This is a genomic window from Nonomuraea sp. PA05 (assembly GCF_008086045.1).
GTDB lineage: Bacteria > Actinomycetota > Actinomycetes > Streptosporangiales > Streptosporangiaceae > Nonomuraea > Nonomuraea monospora.
In genome coordinates, this window is the sequence record NZ_VSEY01000045.1 from 1 (window position 1) to 17,144 (window position 17,144).

The 17,144-nt window shown below is 70.7% G+C and carries 13 protein-coding genes and 1 tRNA gene; 8 read left to right on the top strand and 6 right to left on the bottom strand.

The annotated features are described in order from the left end of the window. Nucleotides 1-1,099, bottom strand: a 1,099-nt coding sequence (locus FXF51_RS48140) for a bis-aminopropyl spermidine synthase family protein (RefSeq protein WP_148441542.1), incomplete at its 3' end; no start/stop codon positions are given. A 258-nt stretch (nt 1,100-1,357) separates the two neighbouring features. Here FXF51_RS48140 and gltB point away from each other — a divergent pair. Further along, nucleotides 1,358-5,863 (top strand): glutamate synthase large subunit, encoded by a 4,506-nt coding sequence (gene gltB / locus FXF51_RS48145; protein WP_187414983.1) that lies wholly within the window; start codon nt 1,358-1,360, stop codon nt 5,861-5,863. 13 nt (nt 5,864-5,876) lie between these two features. Continuing rightward, entirely contained in the window at nt 5,877-7,355 is a 1,479-nt protein-coding gene (locus FXF51_RS48150) for a glutamate synthase subunit beta (RefSeq protein WP_148441543.1), read from the top strand. Between the two features lie 171 nt (nt 7,356-7,526). Here FXF51_RS48150 and FXF51_RS48155 read toward each other — a convergent pair whose 3' ends face one another. Further along, on the bottom strand, nt 7,527-7,772 hold the full coding sequence (locus FXF51_RS48155) for a hypothetical protein (protein WP_148441544.1): 246 nt from the start codon (nt 7,770-7,772) through the stop codon (nt 7,527-7,529). A 1-nt stretch (nt 7,773) separates the two neighbouring features. Between FXF51_RS48155 and FXF51_RS48160 the strand changes: the two genes are divergently transcribed. The 4 genes from FXF51_RS48160 (at nt 7,774) to pyk (ending at nt 12,347) form a co-directional block, all read left to right on the top strand. Then, entirely contained in the window at nt 7,774-8,763 is a 990-nt protein-coding gene (locus FXF51_RS48160) for an aldo/keto reductase (RefSeq protein WP_148441545.1), read from the top strand. A gap of 139 nt (nt 8,764-8,902) precedes the next feature. Next, complete coding sequence (locus FXF51_RS48165) at nt 8,903-10,534, top strand: S8 family peptidase (protein ID WP_187414984.1); 1,632 nt, start codon at nt 8,903-8,905, stop codon at nt 10,532-10,534. Then, nucleotides 10,531-10,881, top strand: a complete 351-nt coding sequence (locus tag FXF51_RS48170; RefSeq protein ID WP_148441546.1) for a DUF2784 domain-containing protein — start codon at nt 10,531-10,533, stop codon at nt 10,879-10,881. The genes FXF51_RS48165 and FXF51_RS48170 overlap by 4 nt, the downstream gene beginning before the upstream one ends. A 35-nt stretch (nt 10,882-10,916) precedes the next feature. Beyond that, complete coding sequence (gene pyk, locus FXF51_RS48175) at nt 10,917-12,347, top strand: pyruvate kinase (RefSeq protein WP_148441547.1); 1,431 nt, start codon at nt 10,917-10,919, stop codon at nt 12,345-12,347. A 332-nt stretch (nt 12,348-12,679) separates the two neighbouring features. Here pyk and dapD read toward each other — a convergent pair whose 3' ends face one another. The 3 genes from dapD to FXF51_RS48190 form a co-directional block, all read right to left on the bottom strand. Beyond that, nucleotides 12,680-13,645 (bottom strand): 2,3,4,5-tetrahydropyridine-2,6-dicarboxylate N-succinyltransferase, encoded by a 966-nt coding sequence (dapD, locus tag FXF51_RS48180; protein WP_148441548.1) that lies wholly within the window; start codon nt 13,643-13,645, stop codon nt 12,680-12,682. 218 nt (nt 13,646-13,863) lie between these two features. Beyond that, nucleotides 13,864-14,307, bottom strand: a complete 444-nt coding sequence (locus FXF51_RS48185; RefSeq protein ID WP_262380333.1) for a pyridoxamine 5'-phosphate oxidase family protein — start codon at nt 14,305-14,307, stop codon at nt 13,864-13,866. A 15-nt stretch (nt 14,308-14,322) separates the two neighbouring features. Further along, a complete protein-coding gene (locus FXF51_RS48190; RefSeq protein WP_148441549.1) occupies nt 14,323-15,309 on the bottom strand; it encodes a LysR family transcriptional regulator in 987 nt (328 codons plus the stop codon). A 71-nt stretch (nt 15,310-15,380) separates the two neighbouring features. Between FXF51_RS48190 and FXF51_RS48195 the strand changes: the two genes are divergently transcribed. Next, the gene (locus tag FXF51_RS48195) at nt 15,381-16,169 is read left to right on the top strand and encodes an SDR family oxidoreductase (protein ID WP_148441550.1); all 789 of its coding nucleotides are present in this window, start codon (nt 15,381-15,383) and stop codon (nt 16,167-16,169) included. Between the two features lie 114 nt (nt 16,170-16,283). On the opposite strand, the gene FXF51_RS48200 is transcribed toward FXF51_RS48195, so the two are convergent. After that, a tRNA-Leu gene (locus FXF51_RS48200) sits at nt 16,284-16,360 on the bottom strand. 90 nt (nt 16,361-16,450) lie between these two features. Between FXF51_RS48200 and FXF51_RS48205 the strand changes: the two genes are divergently transcribed. After that, entirely contained in the window at nt 16,451-17,035 is a 585-nt protein-coding gene (locus tag FXF51_RS48205) for an ANTAR domain-containing response regulator (RefSeq protein WP_262380334.1), read from the top strand. Nucleotides 17,036-17,144 lie beyond the last annotated feature (109 nt).

Sequence of the window (17,144 nt, forward strand, 5' to 3'; positions counted from 1 at the left end):
CCGCGCCCGCCGTGACGCCCGTCTGCGTGCCCGCGCCCGCCGTGACGCCCGTCTGCGTGCCCGCCGTCTCGCTGCCCGCCGCGCTTCCCGCCCGCGTGCCTGCGGTCTTGGCGCCCGCCGCGGGAGCCCCACCGAGCGTACTCTCCACCGCCTGCGGCCCCTGGGTGTAGATGGCCGTAGCCTGACGACTCAGCCGCGACTGCACAGCCGGCCGAGTCTTGCTGGTGGGCCGCAGGATGTACAGATCGGCGGCAGACCCGATGGCCTCAGCCCCGAAGTACCGATTGAAGTCCGGATAAATCGCCTCATAGGCAAGATTGAGCTCGGACAACTCCTGCTGCACCTTGAACGCCAGCAACGGCGTACGCTCACTGGCCCCGTACGCCAGCAGAACCCGCCCCCCATCCTTGAGCCCCTCAAGAGCGCGCGCCACGAACAGCCCCGTGCCCTCAGGCGTGTAGGGCGGGTCGGTGAGGGCGAGGTCGTGGTCGCGGGCCGAGGCGGGCAGGCCGAGGCGCAGGTCGGCCCACCGGGTGCGGACGCCGAGCCGCTGCTCGTCGAGGTAGGCCAGGATGCGCTCGTCCACGTCGACGACGGTCACGTCGGTCGCGGGATGGACGAGTTTGACCGCCAGCGACGTCAGGTCGTGGTCGCCCACGCACAGCAGGCGCGATTCGGGCAGCCAGAAGCGGGCTCCCAGCAGCAGCGCCCTGCGCAGCACCGTCTCGGGCGTGGCCGAGACGTGGTCGAGGACGTGGCGGGCGCGCGGCGCCTTGGCGATGAGCGTGGTGAGCCGGTCGAGGGCGGGGCCGGAGTGGGGCAGGAGGTGGGCGACCGGGTCCTCAGGGGGCGGGGCGACGGCGATGAGGTCCTGGTAGGCGGGGGTGTTGACGAGGGGGACACGGAAGCGGTCGCCGTCGCGTTCCAGCGGCAGCTCGCGCAGCAGGGCCTCGATGGTGCGCCGGGACGTGGCCGTATCCCTGACCAGTTCCGGCAACGTCCACCACTGGCCGTCGCACAGCAGGCTCAGGGCGTGCCTCAGCCGCCTGCTGTCGGCCCCCGCCTCGGTGAGCAGGCGCTCGACCCCGTCACGCTCCATGGCCCAAACCCTATCGGCTCGCGGGGACTCGCTCCCTCTGGCGGAAATCACTGCGCGGGCCGGGAATTTCGGCGGCCACGCCCAGGGTTTGGGATAGGGAGTTCGGATGTCGAGATGGGCGCAAAAGTTCGTAATGCGGACGCGGCGGGCACCATTCCGGCAGGGTGAGGTAACCTCTACCCACGATATGCAGCAGGGCCAACGTCGTCCCCGCCTGTAGAGCAGTTCTAGACAGACGAAGACGACGGGAGGGATTCAATGCCTGCTGCCCACCTCGGGTTCCCCGAGCCCCAGGGCCTGTACCACCCCGCCAACGAGCACGATGCCTGCGGTGTCGCCATGGTTGCCGACGTCGCCGGGCGCCGTGGTCACGGCATCGTGGTCAAGGCGCTGACGGCGCTGTGCAATCTTGATCATCGGGGGGCCAAGGGTAGCGAGCCGGACACCGGCGACGGAGCCGGGATCCTGACGCAGATCCCCGATGGGTTCTACCGGGCGGTCGTGCCGTTCACGCTGCCCGAGGCCGGCGCGTACGCCGCCGGCATCGCCTTCCTGCCGTTCGACGCCGAGGCCAGGAGCGTCGCGACGCGCCTGATCGAGGAGATCGCGGCCGAGGAGGGCCTGACCGTGCTCGGCTGGCGCGAGACGCCGGTCGACCGGGAGCTGCCGGGGCCGAGCGCCCGGGCGGTCATGCCGCACTTCGCCCAGCTCTTCGTGTCCGACCCGGAGGGCCGCACGGGGCTGGAGCTGGACCGGCTCGCGTTCTGCCTGCGCAAGCGGGCCGAGCACGAGGCCGACGTGTACTTCCCCTCGCTGTCGTCCAGGACGATCGTCTACAAGGGCATGCTCACGCCCGACCAGGTCGAGCCGTTCTTCCCCGACCTGAGCGACGAGCGTTACGAGACCGCGATCGCGCTGGTGCACTCGCGCTTCTCCACCAACACGTTCCCGAGCTGGCCGCTGGCTCACCCGTACCGTTACATCGCGCACAACGGCGAGATCAACACGGTCAAGGGCAACCGCAACTGGATGCGGGCCCGCGAGGCGATGCTGGCCTCCGCCCACATTCCGGGCGATATTTCGCGACTTTTCCCCATCTGCGACCCGGATGGCAGCGACACCGCCAGCTTCGACGAGGCCCTGGAGCTGCTGCACATCGGTGGCCGGAGCCTGCCGCACGCCGTCCTCATGATGATCCCCGAGGCGTGGGAGAACCACACCGAGATGGACCCGGCGCGCCGGGCCTTCTACGAGTTCCACTCCACGGTGATGGAGGCCTGGGACGGCCCCGCCTCGATCACCTTCACCGACGGCACCCTGGCCGGCGCCGTGCTCGACCGCAACGGCCTGCGCCCGGGACGCTTCTGGGTGACCGCCGACGGCCTCGTCGTGCTCGCCTCCGAGGCCGGCGTGCTGGACATCAAGCCCGAGGACGTGGTCCGCAAGGGCCGCCTGCAGCCGGGCCGCATGTTCCTCATCGACACCGCCCGCGGCAAGATCATCGAGGACGACGAGATCAAGGCCGAGCTCGCCGCCGAGCTCCCGTACAACGACTGGCTGCACGCCGGTCTCGTCCGCTTCGAGGAGCTGCCGACCCGCCGGCGCGAGATCCCCACCCACGAGGCGCTCGTCAAGCGGCAGCAGACCTTCGGCTACACCGAGGAAGAGCTGCGCATCATCCTGTCGCCGATGGCCAAGGCCGGCCAGGAGCCGATCGGCTCGATGGGCACCGACACGCCCGTGGCCGTGCTGAGCGAGAAGCCGCGGCTGCTGTTCGACTACTTCACGCAGCTGTTCGCGCAGGTCACCAACCCGCCGCTGGACGCCATCCGCGAGGAGCTGGTCACCTCCCTGGCCAGCACCATCGGCCCCGAGGGCAACCTGCTGGACCCGGGGCCCAGCTCCTGTCGCCAGCTCGTGCTGCCGTACCCGGTGATCGACAACGACGAGCTCGCCAAGATCATCCACATCAACGACGAGCACGACCTGCCGGGCTTCCACCCGTACGTCATCAGCGGCCTGTTCGAGGTCGCCGGCGGCGGCGAGGCGCTGCTGCGCCGCCTGGAGGAGATCAGGACCGAGGCGTCCAAGGCGATCGCCGACGGCGCGCGCATCCTCGTGCTGTCCGACCGCGGCTCCTCCGACGCGCTCGCGCCGATCCCGTCGCTGCTGCTCACCGGCGCGGTGCACCACCACCTGATCCAGGAGAAGACCCGCACCAAGATCGGCCTGGTCATCGAGACCGCCGAGGCCCGCGAGTGCCACCACATGGCGCTGCTGATCGGCTACGGCGCCGGCGCGATCAACCCGTACCTGGCGATCGAGACGATCGAGGACCTGGTCGACACCGGCGTCCTCCAGCTCGACAAGCGCAAGGCCGTCCGCAACCTGATCAAGGCGTACGGCAAGGGCGTCATCAAGGTCATGTCCAAGATGGGCGTGTCCACCGTGGCCTCCTACACCGGCTCGCAGATCTTCGAGGCGCTGGGCCTGAGCCAGGAGGTCATCGACTCCTGCTTCATCGGCACCACCTCCCGCCTCGGCGGCGTCGGCTTCGACGTGCTGGCCGAGGAGGTCGCGCAGCGGCACCGCCACGCCTACCCGCGCGCGGAGAACGCCCACCGCAAGCTCCAGGTCGGCGGCGAGTACCAGTGGCGGCGCGAGGGCGAGCCGCACCTGTTCAACCCCGAGACCGTCTTCAAGCTGCAGCACGCCACCAGGACCCGCCGCTACGAGATCTTCAAGGAGTACACGAACCTCGTGGACTCCCAGTCGGAGCGGCTGATGACCCTGCGCGGCCTGTTCAAGCTGCGCAAGGGCAGCCCGATCCCGATCGACGAGGTCGAGCCCGTCGAGAGCATCGTCAAGCGGTTCTCCACCGGCGCGATGTCGTACGGCTCCATCTCGATGGAGGCGCACGAGACGCTCGCCATCGCGATGAACCGGCTCGGCGGCAAGTCCAACACCGGCGAGGGCGGCGAGGACCCCGAGCGCCTGTACGACCCGGCCCGCCGCTCGGCGATCAAGCAGGTGGCCTCCGGCCGGTTCGGCGTCACCTCCGAGTACCTGGTCAACGCCGACGACCTGCAGATCAAGATGGCCCAGGGCGCCAAGCCCGGCGAGGGCGGCCAGCTTCCCGGCCACAAGGTCTACCCGTGGGTCGCCAAGACCCGGCACTCCACGCCCGGCGTCGGCCTCATCTCGCCGCCGCCGCACCACGACATCTACTCGATCGAGGACCTGGCCCAGCTCATCCACGACCTGAAGAACTCCAACCCGGAGTCCAGGGTCCACGTGAAGCTGGTCGCCGAGGTCGGTGTCGGCACGGTCGCGGCGGGTGTGTCCAAGGCGCACGCCGACGTGGTGCTCATCTCCGGGCACGACGGCGGCACCGGCGCCTCCCCGCTCACGTCGCTCAAGCACGCCGGCGCCCCGTGGGAGCTCGGCCTCGCCGAGACCCAGCAGACGCTGCTGCTGAACGACCTGCGCGACCGCATCGTCGTGCAGGTGGACGGCCAGCTCAAGACCGGCCGCGACGTCGTCATCGCCGCGCTGCTCGGCGCCGAGGAGTACGGCTTCGCCACCGCTCCGCTGGTCGTCTCCGGCTGCGTGATGATGCGCGTCTGCCACCTCGACACCTGCCCGGTGGGCGTCGCCACGCAGAACCCCGAGCTGCGCAAGCGCTTCACCGGCAAGCCCGAGTTCGTGGTCAACTTCTTCGAGTTCATCGCGGAGGAGATCCGCGAGTACCTCGCCGAGCTGGGCTTCCGCTCGCTCGACGAGGCCATCGGGCACGTCGAGATGCTCGACATGACGGCGGCCGAGAACCACTGGAAGGCCGGCGGCCTCGACCTGTCGCCGATCCTGCACCAGCCGGAGCTGCCCGCGGGCACCCCGCTGCGCCGCACGGTCGAGCAGGACCACGGGCTCCAGCACGCGCTGGACAACACGCTCATCCAGCTCGCCGAGGGCGCCATCAACGGCGGCACCCCGGTCACGCTGGAGCTGCCCATCCGCAACGTGAACCGCACGGTCGGCACCATGCTCGGCTACCAGGTCACCAAGCGGCACGGTGGCAAGGGCCTGCCCGACAACACGATCGACATCTCGTTCACCGGCTCGGCGGGCAACTCGTTCGGCGCGTTCGTGCCGCGCGGGATCACGCTGCGGCTGAGCGGCGACGCCAACGACTACCTCGGCAAGGGCCTGTCCGGCGGGCGGATCACCGTCCGGCCGCACGACGAGGCCCCGCTCGACGGCCACATCATCGCCGGCAACGTCGCCCTGTACGGCGCCACGTCCGGCGAGGTGTTCGTCAGGGGCGTCGTGGGCGAGCGGTTCTGCGTGCGCAACTCCGGCGCCACCGCGGTCGTCGAGGGCGTGGGCGACCACGGCTGCGAGTACATGACCGGCGGCAAGGTCGTGGTGCTCGGCCAGACCGGGCGCAACTTCGCGGCCGGCATGTCGGGCGGCATCGCGTACCTGCTGGACCTCAGGCCCGAGCGGGTCAACCGCGAGATGGTCGCCATCGAGGCGCTCACCGAGCAGGACGCCGAGTTCCTCAAGGAGACCGTCGAGAAGCACTTCGCGGAGACCGGCTCGCCGGTCGCCAAGGCGCTGCTCGCCGACTGGGACGCGGCGCTCGGCCGGTTCGGCAAGATCATGCCGACCGACTACAAGAGGGTGCTGGAGGCCGCGGAGGCCGCTCGCATCGAAGGCAGGGACATCGACGAGGCGGTCATGGCCGCCGCGGTCAAGGGCTGAGGAGGCGTACCGAATGGCTGACCCGAAGGGTTTTCTCACGCACGACCGGGAGCTGCCGGCGCGCCGCCCCGTGGACGTCCGCATCAGCGACTGGCGCGAGGTCTACCAGGACTTCGGCCAGGAGAAGCTGACCAAGCAGGCGGCCCGGTGCATGGACTGCGGCATCCCGTTCTGCCACAACGGCTGCCCGCTCGGGAACCTCATCCCCGAGTGGAACGACCTGGTCTTCCGCACCGACTGGCGCGAGGCGATCGAGCGGCTGCACGCCACCAACAACTTCCCGGAGTTCACCGGCAGGCTCTGCCCGGCTCCGTGTGAGGCGGCGTGCGTGCTCGGCATCAACTCCGACCCGGTGGCGATCAAGCGGGTCGAGGTCGAGATCATCGACCGCGCGTTCGAAGAGGGCTGGGTCACCCCGCAGCCGCCGGCCGTCAAGACCGGCAAGAGGGTCGCGGTCGTCGGCTCGGGCCCCGCGGGGCTCGCGGCCGCCCAGCAGCTCACCCGCGCCGGGCACGACGTGGTCGTGTTCGAGCGGGCCGACCGCGTCGGCGGGCTGCTGCGCTACGGCATCCCCGAGTTCAAGATGGAGAAGCGGCACATCGAGCGCCGCCTGGAGCAGATGCGGGCGGAGGGCACCGAGTTCCGCACCGGCGTGAACGTCGGCGTCGACATCACGGCCGCCGAGCTGCGCGAGCAGTTCGACGCCGTGGTGCTGTCCGGCGGCGCCACCCAGTGGCGCGACCTGCCGGTGACCGGGCGCGAGCTCAAGGGCGTCTACCAGGCGATGGAGTACCTGCCGCTGTCCAACAAGGTCCAGGAGGGCGACTACGCGGTCTCGCCCGTCTCGGCCGAGGGCAAGCACGTGGTCGTGATCGGCGGCGGCGACACCGGCGCCGACTGCATCGGCACCGCGATCCGGCAGGGCGCCGCGTCCGTCACCCAGCTCGAGATCATGCCGCAGCCGCCCAGGGCCAGGCCCGGCAGCCAGCCGTGGCCGACGTTCCCCATCCTGTTCAAGATGGAGAGCGCCCACGAGGAGCTCGCCGACGGTGGCGGGCAGCGCGTGTACGCGGTGTCCACCACCGAGTTCGTCGGCGACGCCGACGGCAACGTGCGGGCGCTGCGGCTGGTCGAGGTCGAGGGGCCGCAGAACGGGTTCAAGCCGATCCCGGGCACCGAGCGGGAGATCCCGGCCGACCTGGTCACGCTGTCCATGGGCTTCGTCGGGCCGGAGAAGGGCTCGCTGCTGCAGGACCTGGCGGAGGCGGCCGGCGACGGCTTCTACGACGCCAGGGGGAACGTGGCGCGCGACAAGACGTACATGTCCAAGGTGGACGGCGTCTTCGTGGCGGGCGACATGGGGCGCGGGCAGTCGCTCATCGTGTGGGCGATCGCCGAGGGCCGCGCCGCCGCCAGCGGCGTGGACCGCTTCCTGACCGGGGAGACGGCTCTGCCCTACCCGATCCTTCCCACGGCTCGTCCGCTCGTCTGATGTGCTGAACGGCCCGGTCCTGGTGACCGGGCCGTTCGCTTTCCCACCTGTTACGGCACAGCCGACGTCACCGCCACCCGCCGCACGTGGCTGAGGGCCTCCAGGAAGACGCCCGCTGACCCTGCACGTGGCGGGCCGCCGCTACGCGCGCCCTCTTGACCGTCCGCGTGGTCAGGCCGCACAGGAACGCGCGATGGCGTCCAGCACCTCGTACTCCAGGGTGAGTGGCCCCTCGGCGGCGTGCCCAGCCGCTTGGGCGTTGACCCGCACGTCCCGCATGGCCCACAGCCGGGCGAACTCCTCGCTCCCGGAGGTCAGCTCCTCGACCAGGTCCGCCAGGCCCTTGTCGTCGGGATGAGCGGCCCAGGAGGCCACGCAGGTCGGTGGGCTGCGGGTCTCGCCGCTGGCGCTGGGCACGATGACGTTCGGGACCGACTGGGGCTGGGGCTCCGACCGGGACGAGTCGCGCCGCGTCTTCGAGGCGTACGTCGAGCGCGGCGGCAACTTCGTCGACACCGCCAACCAGTACACCGACGGCACGTCCGAGTCGCTGGTCGGCGAGTTCGCGGCGGGGCGGCGCGACCAGCTCGTGCTGGCCACCAAGTACAGCGCGACCAGGCGCCCCCGCGACCCGAACGCCGGCGGCAACCACCGCAAGAGCATGGTGCAGTCGGTGGAGGCCAGCCTGCGCCGCCTGCGCACCGACCACCTCGACCTGCTCTACCTGCACGCCTGGGACTTCACCACCCCCGTGGAGGAGATCCTGTGCGGCCTGGACGACCTCGTCAGGGCCGGCAAGGTGCTCTACGTGGGCATCTCCGACACGCCCGCCTGGCAGGTCTCCCGTATGCAGGCCATCGCCGACCTGCGGGGATGGTCGCCGCTGATCGCCCTGCAGATCGAGTACAGCCTGATCGAGCGGACCGGGAAGCGCGACCTGATCCCCATGGCGCGCGAGATGGGGCTCGGCGTCATCCCGTGGTCGCCGCTGGGCAGCGGCGTGCTCACCGGCAAGTACACCAGGGCCGACCTGGCGCAGGAGGTCTCCGCCGCCCCTTCGGGCACGCGCAAGAACGTGGCGGCGGCCAACGGCTCGCTCACCGAGCGCACGCTCGGCGTCGCCGACGCGGTCAAGCGGGTCGCGGGGGAGCTGGGCGCGACGCCGTCGCAGGTGGCGCTGGCCTGGGCGCTGCTGGAGCAGGGCGTTACGGCGCCCATCGTGGGGGCGCGGACGCTCGCGCAGCTCCAGGACAACCTGGGGGCGCTGGACGTGCGGTTCACCGGCGAGCAGCGCGCCACGCTCGACGAGGTCAGCCGGGTGGACCTGGGGTTCCCGCACGAGTTCCTGCGGCGGCCGATGCCGCGCAGCGTGATCATGGGCGAGGTCACGCTCGAACACACCCGCTGATCATCCCGGCCTGGGACGCGAAGCCGGCCTTGGGGGTCCGCTTCGTCGTCAATCGACCGAAATTTCATCACTAAGTTGCATCAGGGGATTCCTGTCGGGAAGATTCAGGTTCTGCGGCATGTCGGCGGATGGGGGAACAATGCGGCGGGTCGCCTCGGGCTTGACGGCGCTGGCCGCCGTGGTCGCGCTCGGCGCCTGCACGCCGTCCGCGACCCGCGAGCCCGCCACGCCACGGGCCGAGTTCCTGGTCTTCTACGACCACGGCAAGCAGCGGCAGGCCGAGGCCGCCGTGGAGCGCGCCGGCGGCACCGCGGTCTCCGCCGACACCAAGCTCGGTTACCTCATGGCCGCCGGGCCGGGCAGCGGGTTCGAGGAGGCCGTGGGCGCGGACCCGGCCGTCGTGGGAGTCTCCCCGGACCGCCGCATCGGCTACGCCACCTCCCGCCCGGCCACCTCCGCCCGTACGGGCGGGTTCCCCGACGAGAAGTCCTTCACCAAGACCAGGGGCGAGCCGCTGGCGGGCCGCCAGTGGGACATGCGCATGATCGGCGCCGACCGCGCCAACGCCAAGGCCCCCGGCACCAAGCAGGTCCTCGTCGGCGTCATCGACACCGGCGTGGACGGCAAGCACCCCGACATAGCCCCCAACTTCAACCGCGACCTCAGCCGCAACTTCGTCACCGACAAGCCCAAGGACGAGTACGGCGAGACGCTCGACGGCCCCTGCGAGGCGTCCGGCTGCAAGGACGCCGTGGACGTGGACGACGACGGCCACGGCACCCACGTGGCCAGCACCATCGCCTCCCCGGTGAACGGCCTGGGCATCGCCGGCGTCGCGCCGGGCGTGCAGATCGTGAACCTCAGGGCGGGCCAGGACTCCGGCTTCTTCTTCCTCAAGCCCAGCCTCGACGCCCTCACCTACGCCGGCGACATCGGCGTGGACGTGGTCAACATGAGCTACTTCGTCGACCCCTGGCTGTTCAACTGCGCGAACAACAAGTCCGACACCAGGAAGCAGCAGCTCGAACAGCAGGCCATCATCACCGGCATGCAGCGCGCCATCGACTACGCCCGCCAGAAGGGCGTCACGCTGATCTCCGCACTCGGCAACGGCTCCACCGACCTCGGCGACCCCAAGGTGGACAAGCAGAGCCCCGGCTACCCGAAGGGCGACGAGAAGGAGCGCCAGGTCGACAACTCCTGCCTCAACGTGCCCGCCGAGTCCAACGGCGTCATCTCCGTCTCCGCCCTCGGCCCGTCCGGCCGCAAGGCCGTCTACAGCGACTACGGCGACGAGCAGACCGACGTGTCCGCGCCCGGCGGCGACGTGCTCGACGGGCAGGGCACCCAGGCCACCCGGTCGATCCTGGCCGCCGCGCCCGAGCACGTGCTGCGCGCCTCCGGCCGCATCGACGCCAAGGGCGAGCCCAAGGGCGCCGACGTCGTCAAGGACTGCACCGGCGGCACCTGCGCCTACTACCAGTACCTCGAAGGCACCTCGATGGCCTCGCCGCACGCCGCCGGCGTCGCCGCGATCCTCGTCAGCCGCTTCGGCAAGCCCGGCAAGGGCGGGCTCGAACTCGCCCCGGCCACGACGGAGCAGCTCCTGTACAAGACGGCCACGCAGAAGGCGTGCCCCACGCCGCGCCAGTACGTGTACAAGGTTTTCGGGCAGACCGAGACGCACGACTGCGAAGGCGGCACATCGGACAACGGATTCTACGGCCACGGGATCGTGGACGCCTGGAAGGCGGCTACCGTCGAACCATGACGTACCGCCTCCTCGCCGACGCGGCGATGCTGGTGCACTTCGTCTTTCTGCTCTACATGGCCGTGGGCGGGTTCCTCGCGTGGCGCTGGAGGCGTACGATCTGGGCGCACCTCGCCGTCGCCGCCTGGGGCCTGCTCTCGGTCGCGTTCGGCGTCGAGTGCCCCCTCACCCTCGCCGAGGACTGGGCGCGCCGTGGCGCGGGCCAGGAGGGGCTACCCGCAAGCGGCTTCATCGACCACTACATCGAAGGCGTGATCTACCCGGAGGAGTACACGAACTTGGCGCGACTTGGGGTCGCCGTTCTCGTTCTGTTCTCCTACGTCGGGTACGTTCTCCGTCGTCAGTGACTGCCAAGTGGTCTGTACCAATTAAGGTAGGACTCGTGACTCGTCGCGCGAAAATCGTCTGCACTCTAGGCCCCGCCACTTCTTCCAAGGAACGACTCCGCGAGCTGATCGCCGCGGGCATGGACGTGGCACGGTTCAACCTCAGCCATGGCAATCATGACCTGCACAGAGAGGTTTACGACCGGGTCAAGGAGGTGGCGGCCGACCTCGGCCGCGGTGTAGGCGTGCTCGCCGACCTGCAGGGCCCCAAGATCCGTGTCGGCACGTTCGAGGAAGGCCCCGTCAGGCTGGGCTTCGGTGACGTCTTCACCATCACCACCGAAGACGTGCCGGGCGACCGCGAGCAGGTCTCCACCACCTACAAGGGTCTGCCCAAGGACGTCCGTCCCGGTGACACGATCCTCGTCGACGACGGCCGCCTCGTCCTGGAGGCCACCCGCGTCGACGGAGAGCGGATCACCACCCGGGTCGTCATCGGCGGCATGATCTCCGACAACAAGGGCCTCAACCTGCCGGGCGTCAACGTCAGCGCCCCCGCGCTCACCGACAAGGACGAGGCCGACCTGCGCTGGGCGCTGCGCACCGGCTTCGACATGATCGCCCTGTCCTTCGTCCGCCGCCCGTCCGACGCCGACGTGGTGCGCAACATCATGGAGCAGGAGGCCGTCCGCCTCCCGCTGCTCGCCAAGATCGAGAAGCCGCAGGCCGTCGACCGCCTGCCCGACATCGTCGAGGCCTTCGACGGCATCATGGTCGCCCGCGGCGACCTCGGCGTCGAGCTGCCCCTGGAGCAGGTCCCGATCGTGCAGCGGCGGATCATCGAGCTGTGCCGCGAGAAGGCCCGCCCGGTCATCGTCGCCACCCAGATGCTCGACTCCATGATGAACGCCCCGCGCCCCACCCGCGCCGAGGCCTCCGACGTGGCCTACGCGGTCATGGACGGCGCCGACGCGGTCATGCTCTCCGGCGAGACCTCGGTCGGCAACTACCCGATCGAAGCCGTCTCCACGATGGACCGCATCGCCTGCGCCGCGGAGAAGTCCTCCCTGCACGCCACCCACACCCTGGAGCGCATGCCGGAGACCACCGGCGGCGCCATCGCCCGCGCCGCCGCCGAAGTGGGCGCCATCGTGGGCGCCAAGGCACTGGTGGCCTTCACCATGTCGGGCGAGACGGCGCGGCGGCTGGCCCGCTACCGCTCGCCGATCCCGCTGCTCGCCTTCACCTCCGCGCCGCACGTGCGGGGGCAGCTCTCCCTGACGTGGGGGGTGGAGACGTTCCACGTGCCGTTCGTGCACCACACCGATGACATGGTGCGGCAGGTGGAGGCGTCGCTGCTGTCCTTGGGGCGGCTGGAGAAGGGTGACAAGGTGGTCATCGTGGCCGGCTCCCCTCCCGGCACCCCGGGCTCCACCAACGCCCTGCGCGTGCACACGATCGGGTCCGCTGTCTCTCACGCGCACTGATCCTTTTCGTTACGCGCTGCCGTTTTTTTGTTACGCGCTGCCGTGGTCTGCCACCCGCCGCACTCCGGCGGGTGGCCCTCCATGTCACGGCCGCTGACCCATCACCGGCCGGCCGCCGTTACGCGAGCCCAAGTGGGCCGTCAGCGTGCTCGAACACCGGCCGCCGCCCCTTCGCCGCCCTTCGCGCGCGGCCGTGGCCCCGGCCCCCTCACCACCCCTCGCACGCGGCCGTACCTTGGGGGCTCCACCCGTCACCACCGCCAGAAACACCGATGGGGCAGCGTTCCGTACGCTGCCCCATCGCCGCATCTCGCCCGTGACGGCGGCGGCGCTCAGTCGTTGGCGTGCAGGGCCGCGTTGAGCTCGATGCCGCCGCCCTTGCGCGGCAGCGCCTCCACCGCGCCCGACTGCGAGTTGCGCCGCAGCAGGATGCCGTCGGACCCCGACAGCTCGGCCGCCTTGACGACCGCGCCGTCCGGCAGCGTGACCCGCGTGCCCGCCGTGACGTACAGGCCCGCCTCCACCACGCAGTCGTCGCCCAGCGAGATGCCCACGCCCGAGTTGGCGCCCAGCAGGCAGCGCTCGCCGATCGAGATGACCTGCTTGCCGCCGCCCGACAGCGTCCCCATGATCGAGGCGCCGCCGCCCACGTCGGAGCCGTCACCGACGACCACGCCGGCCGAGATCCGGCCCTCGACCATCGAGCTGCCGAGCGTGCCGGCGTTGAAGTTCACGAAGCCCTCGTGCATGACCGTCGTGCCGCTGGCCAGGTGCGCGCCGAGCCGCACCCGGTCGGCGTCGGCGATCCGCACCCCCGAGGGCAGCACGTAGTCCACCATCCGCGGGAACTTGTCCACCCCGTACACCGCCACCGCGCCCCTGGCCCGCAGCCGCAGCCGCGTGCGCTCGAAGTCCGGCACGGGGCACGGGCCGTGGCTCGTCCACACCACGTTGGCCAGATGGCCGAAGATGCCGTCCAGGTTGACGCCGTGCGGCTGGACCAGGCGGGACGAGAGCAGGTGGAGCCGCAGGTAGACGTCGTGCGCGTCCACGGGCGCCTCGGAGAGCTTGGCGATGCCGGTGCGCACGGCCACCACCTCCACGCCCCGCGCCGCGTCGGGGCCGGTCTGCTCGGCCAGCTCCCCGGCCTCTTCGGCGGAGAGCCGCTGGGTGCCCGAGTGAGGCGCGTCGCCCAGCTCGGGGGCGGGGAACCAGGTGTCGAGTACGGTGCCGTCGGCGGCGATGGTGGCGAGGCCGACGCCGAACGCGCCGGTCGAGGTGGGATCGATAGCAGTCACGGGCCCAAAAATACCGTTACCCAGGTCAGCCCACGGCCCCCAGCCCACCGCCCACCCCGGATCAACCACCCTCAGGACGACTGCCGGCCAAGCCCACCTGCCCACTTACGCGCCCGCTCGCTTATGCGCCCGCTCGCTTATGCGCCCGCTCGCTTATGCGCCCGCTCGCTTATGCGCCCGCCCGTTTGCGCCTGCCTGCCTCCGCGCCTGCCCGGGCGTCAACCCAGAGCACCCAAATCAGCCGAGAGCCAGTGATCCGGCCGCATCCTGAAGGTCACCAGCACCTTCAAGTCCGAGCCCTGCACATACCCGGACACCGCGTCCGGCGGCAGATACCGAGCAGAGATGCGGGTCAGATCGTCCAGCGTCGTCGGCCCCGACCGCACCACCGGCCCCTCCACCGACACATACCGATAAGTCGGGCTGTCCCGCTGCACCAGCACAGAGAACCGGCCTGCCTTCGCGATCAGCCTGGCCTTGTGCGAGTCGCCGTCCGTCAGGAACCGGATCTCGCCCCCCGGGCTGTAGTCGTACCAGACCGGCACGACCAGCGGCGCCCGGCCGTCGCCCGCCTCCACCGCCAGGCTGGCGATGTGCGACTCCGCCAGGAACGCCTCCCGCGCCCCCACGCTCAACGGCATCCCGCCCACCCCCGTAGTCATCGATCTTGATGACGGCTATTCCCGGTGGGAGCGATCCCGAAAAGTCGCCACCGCACCCGGAAACCCGGCCGCCACCTCCGCCGCCGTCCGCACGAACTCCGCCAGCGCCCGCGACCGCGCCCCTTCGGGCCAGGCGAGCACCACGGTCGTGGGCGCCGCGTCGAGCACCGGCACGCACACCAGGTCCCGCCGCACCTGGTCCCGCACCGACTCCGGCCCCACCACGACAAGCCGCCCGAGCGCGACGAGCTGCATCAACGTCGCCGGCTCGGTCACCTCCGGCTGGGGCGCGGGCTGACGTGGTCTCGGGCCGGTCGCGTTCGGTTGGGTCGCGGGCCGACGTGGTCTCGGCTCGGTCACCTCCGGCTGGGTCGCGGGCCGACGTGGTCTCGGGCCGGTCGCGTTCGGCTGTGTCGCGGGCCAGCGCGGTGTCGGGCCGGCGTCGAGGTCGGCCAGGCACACGTGCTCGCGGCCCGCCAGCGGATGGGCGGCCGTCATGACGGCCACGCTGCCCTCCACCAGCAGCGGCTCGCTGTCGAACCCCGCCAGGTCCTCGTACGGGCTGTGCAGGAACGCCACGTCGGCGGTGCCGTCGCGGACCAGCCGCGCCCGTTCCGCCACCCCGCACAGCGCCAGCTCCACCGCCACCGCGCCAGGCCGCGCACGGTAGGCGGCCAGCACGCCGGGCAGCAGCCCGCCGTCGCCTCCCGGCTTCAGCGCGACCACCAGCCGCGGCTCGGTCAGCCCGGCCCGGCGCGTGCGGGCCGTCGCCGCCGCCACCGCGTCGAGGACCTTGGCGGCCTCCCTGGCGAGCACCTCGCCGGCCGGGGTGAGCGACACCCCGCGGCTGGTCCGCTCGAACAGCAGGACACCGAGGCGCCGTTCCAGCTTCTGGATCGCCCTCGACAGCGGCGGCTGCGCCATGCCGAGCCGTGCGGCCGCCCGTCCGAAGTGCAGCTCCTCCGCGACGGCCGCGAAGTAGGCCAGCTCGCGCGTCTCCATACCCTCAGGGTATTGCCCAGGACCCATCGGGTGTTGGCTCCGTCGCCGGGCTCGGTGGTGTGCTTCGTGACATGACAGACACCACCGCCGTCGCCCTGGTGACCGGGGCGAACAAGGGCATCGGATACGCGGTCGCCGCCGGGCTCGCGGCTCGGGGCATGACCGTCCTGCTCGGCTCCCGCGACCGCGAGCGCGGCGAACAGGCCGCCGCCCGCCTCCGCGCCGAACCGGGCATGATCAACCAGACCGGCGCTCAGCCGGGCGTCGCCTACCAGGCCGGCGCCGAGCCGGACGTGCGCGTGGTCGTCCTGGACGTCACCGACCCCGCCACCATCGAGGCCGCCGCAGCCTCCCTGGACCGCCTGGACGTGCTGGTCAACAACGCAGGCATCTCCGGCCCCACCGACCTGCCCCCCAGCCGGACCCCCGCGACCACCATCCGCGACGTCTTCGAGACGAACGTCATCGGCGTGCTCATGGTCACCAACGCCATGCTCCCGCTCCTGAGAAACTCACCCGCCCCCCGCATAGTGAACGTCTCCAGCGGCGTCGGCTCCCTGCACCACCACACCGACCCCGCCCACTACATGTCGGCCCTCCCGGCCTCCGCCGCCTACCCGCCGTCCAAGGCCGCGCTGAACGCGCTGACCGTGCAGTACGCCAAGGAGCTGCGTAAGGACGGCATGCTGGTGAACGCCGCCGCCCCCGGCGCCTGTGCCACGGACTTCACCAAGGGCCTGCCGTTCCCGATCACTCGCACGGCAGCGGAGGGGGCGGCCGTGATCATTGAGCTGGCCACGCTGGGCCCGGACGGGCCTACGGGCGGGTTCTTCGACGACGGCGGCCCCGTGCCGTGGTGACCATAATTTCGGTCAACATTTTCGGTCGGAGGTCACGAAGTGCGATATCGTGCATGCGGAGAGTGTCGCACCCCGGTACGACAAAACCGCCGGGCGTGGTGCCCGGCGGTCGGGTGGTGCCCCGGGTGGGATTCGAACCCACACTGAATGGATTTTGAGGCCATCGACTCTGCCGATTGGTCTACCGGGGCGGCATTTGTCCGGTCTGTGATCTCGGAGCGTAGCGCCCCGAGCCGCACCGGCGTGGATCTAATCTACCGGACGTCTGTACTCTTCTGCTCGTGAGTACGCAGCGGCGAGTAGTGATCGCGGAAGACGAGGCCCTGATCCGCCTCGACCTCAAGGAGATGCTCCAGGAGGACGGCTACGTCGTCGTGGGCGAGGCCGGTGACGGCGAGCAGGCGATCAGGCTGGCCGCCGAGCTGAAGCCCGACCTCGTGATCCTCGACGTGAAGATGCCGGTGCTCGACGGCATCTCGGCGGCCGAGCGGATCGTGTCCGAGCGGATCGCCCCGTGCCTGATCCTGACCGCGTTCTCCCAGCGCGACCTGGTCGAGCGGGCCAGGGACGCGGGGGCCATGGCCTACCTGGTCAAGCCGTTCACGAAGGCCGACCTGGTGCCGGCGATCGAGATGGCGGTGAGCAGGCACGAGGAGATGGTGGCGCTCGCGGCCGAGGTGTCGAGCCTGTCGGAGCGGCTGGAGACCAGGAAGCTGGTCGAGCGGGCCAAGGGGCAGTTGATGACGCAGCACGGCTGGACGGAGCCGCAGGCGTTCCGATGGATCCAGAAGGCGTCGATGGACCGGCGGCTGAGCATGCGCGAGGTTGCCCAGATCGTTATCGACGACGCCGCGGAGCGATCCTGAAAAATCCCTTTATCAGGTGATTTGCTGCGGCGGGTTGTGGTGCGGTCACGAGTGAGCATCCAACCGGCTTCGGCCGCTTACCCGGAGGGCGTCCCGGCGCGTAACTGAT

Bases quoted from the DNA above. Each gene is read 5' to 3' on its own strand.
- FXF51_RS48195 (WP_148441550.1), top strand. From the start codon at position 15,381: ATGACAGACACCACCGCCGTCGCCCTGGTGACCGGGGCGAACAAGGGC.
- FXF51_RS48185 (WP_262380333.1), bottom strand. From the start codon at position 14,307: ATGACTACGGGGGTGGGCGGGATGCCGTTGAGCGTGGGGGCGCGGGAG.
- FXF51_RS48160 (WP_148441545.1), top strand. From the start codon at position 7,774: ATGACGTTCGGGACCGACTGGGGCTGGGGCTCCGACCGGGACGAGTCG.
- gltB (WP_187414983.1), top strand. From the start codon at position 1,358: ATGCCTGCTGCCCACCTCGGGTTCCCCGAGCCCCAGGGCCTGTACCAC.
- FXF51_RS48170 (WP_148441546.1), top strand. From the start codon at position 10,531: ATGACGTACCGCCTCCTCGCCGACGCGGCGATGCTGGTGCACTTCGTC.
- FXF51_RS48190 (WP_148441549.1), bottom strand. From the start codon at position 15,309: ATGGAGACGCGCGAGCTGGCCTACTTCGCGGCCGTCGCGGAGGAGCTG.
- FXF51_RS48165 (WP_187414984.1), top strand. From the start codon at position 8,903: ATGCGGCGGGTCGCCTCGGGCTTGACGGCGCTGGCCGCCGTGGTCGCG.
- FXF51_RS48150 (WP_148441543.1), top strand. From the start codon at position 5,877: ATGGCTGACCCGAAGGGTTTTCTCACGCACGACCGGGAGCTGCCGGCG.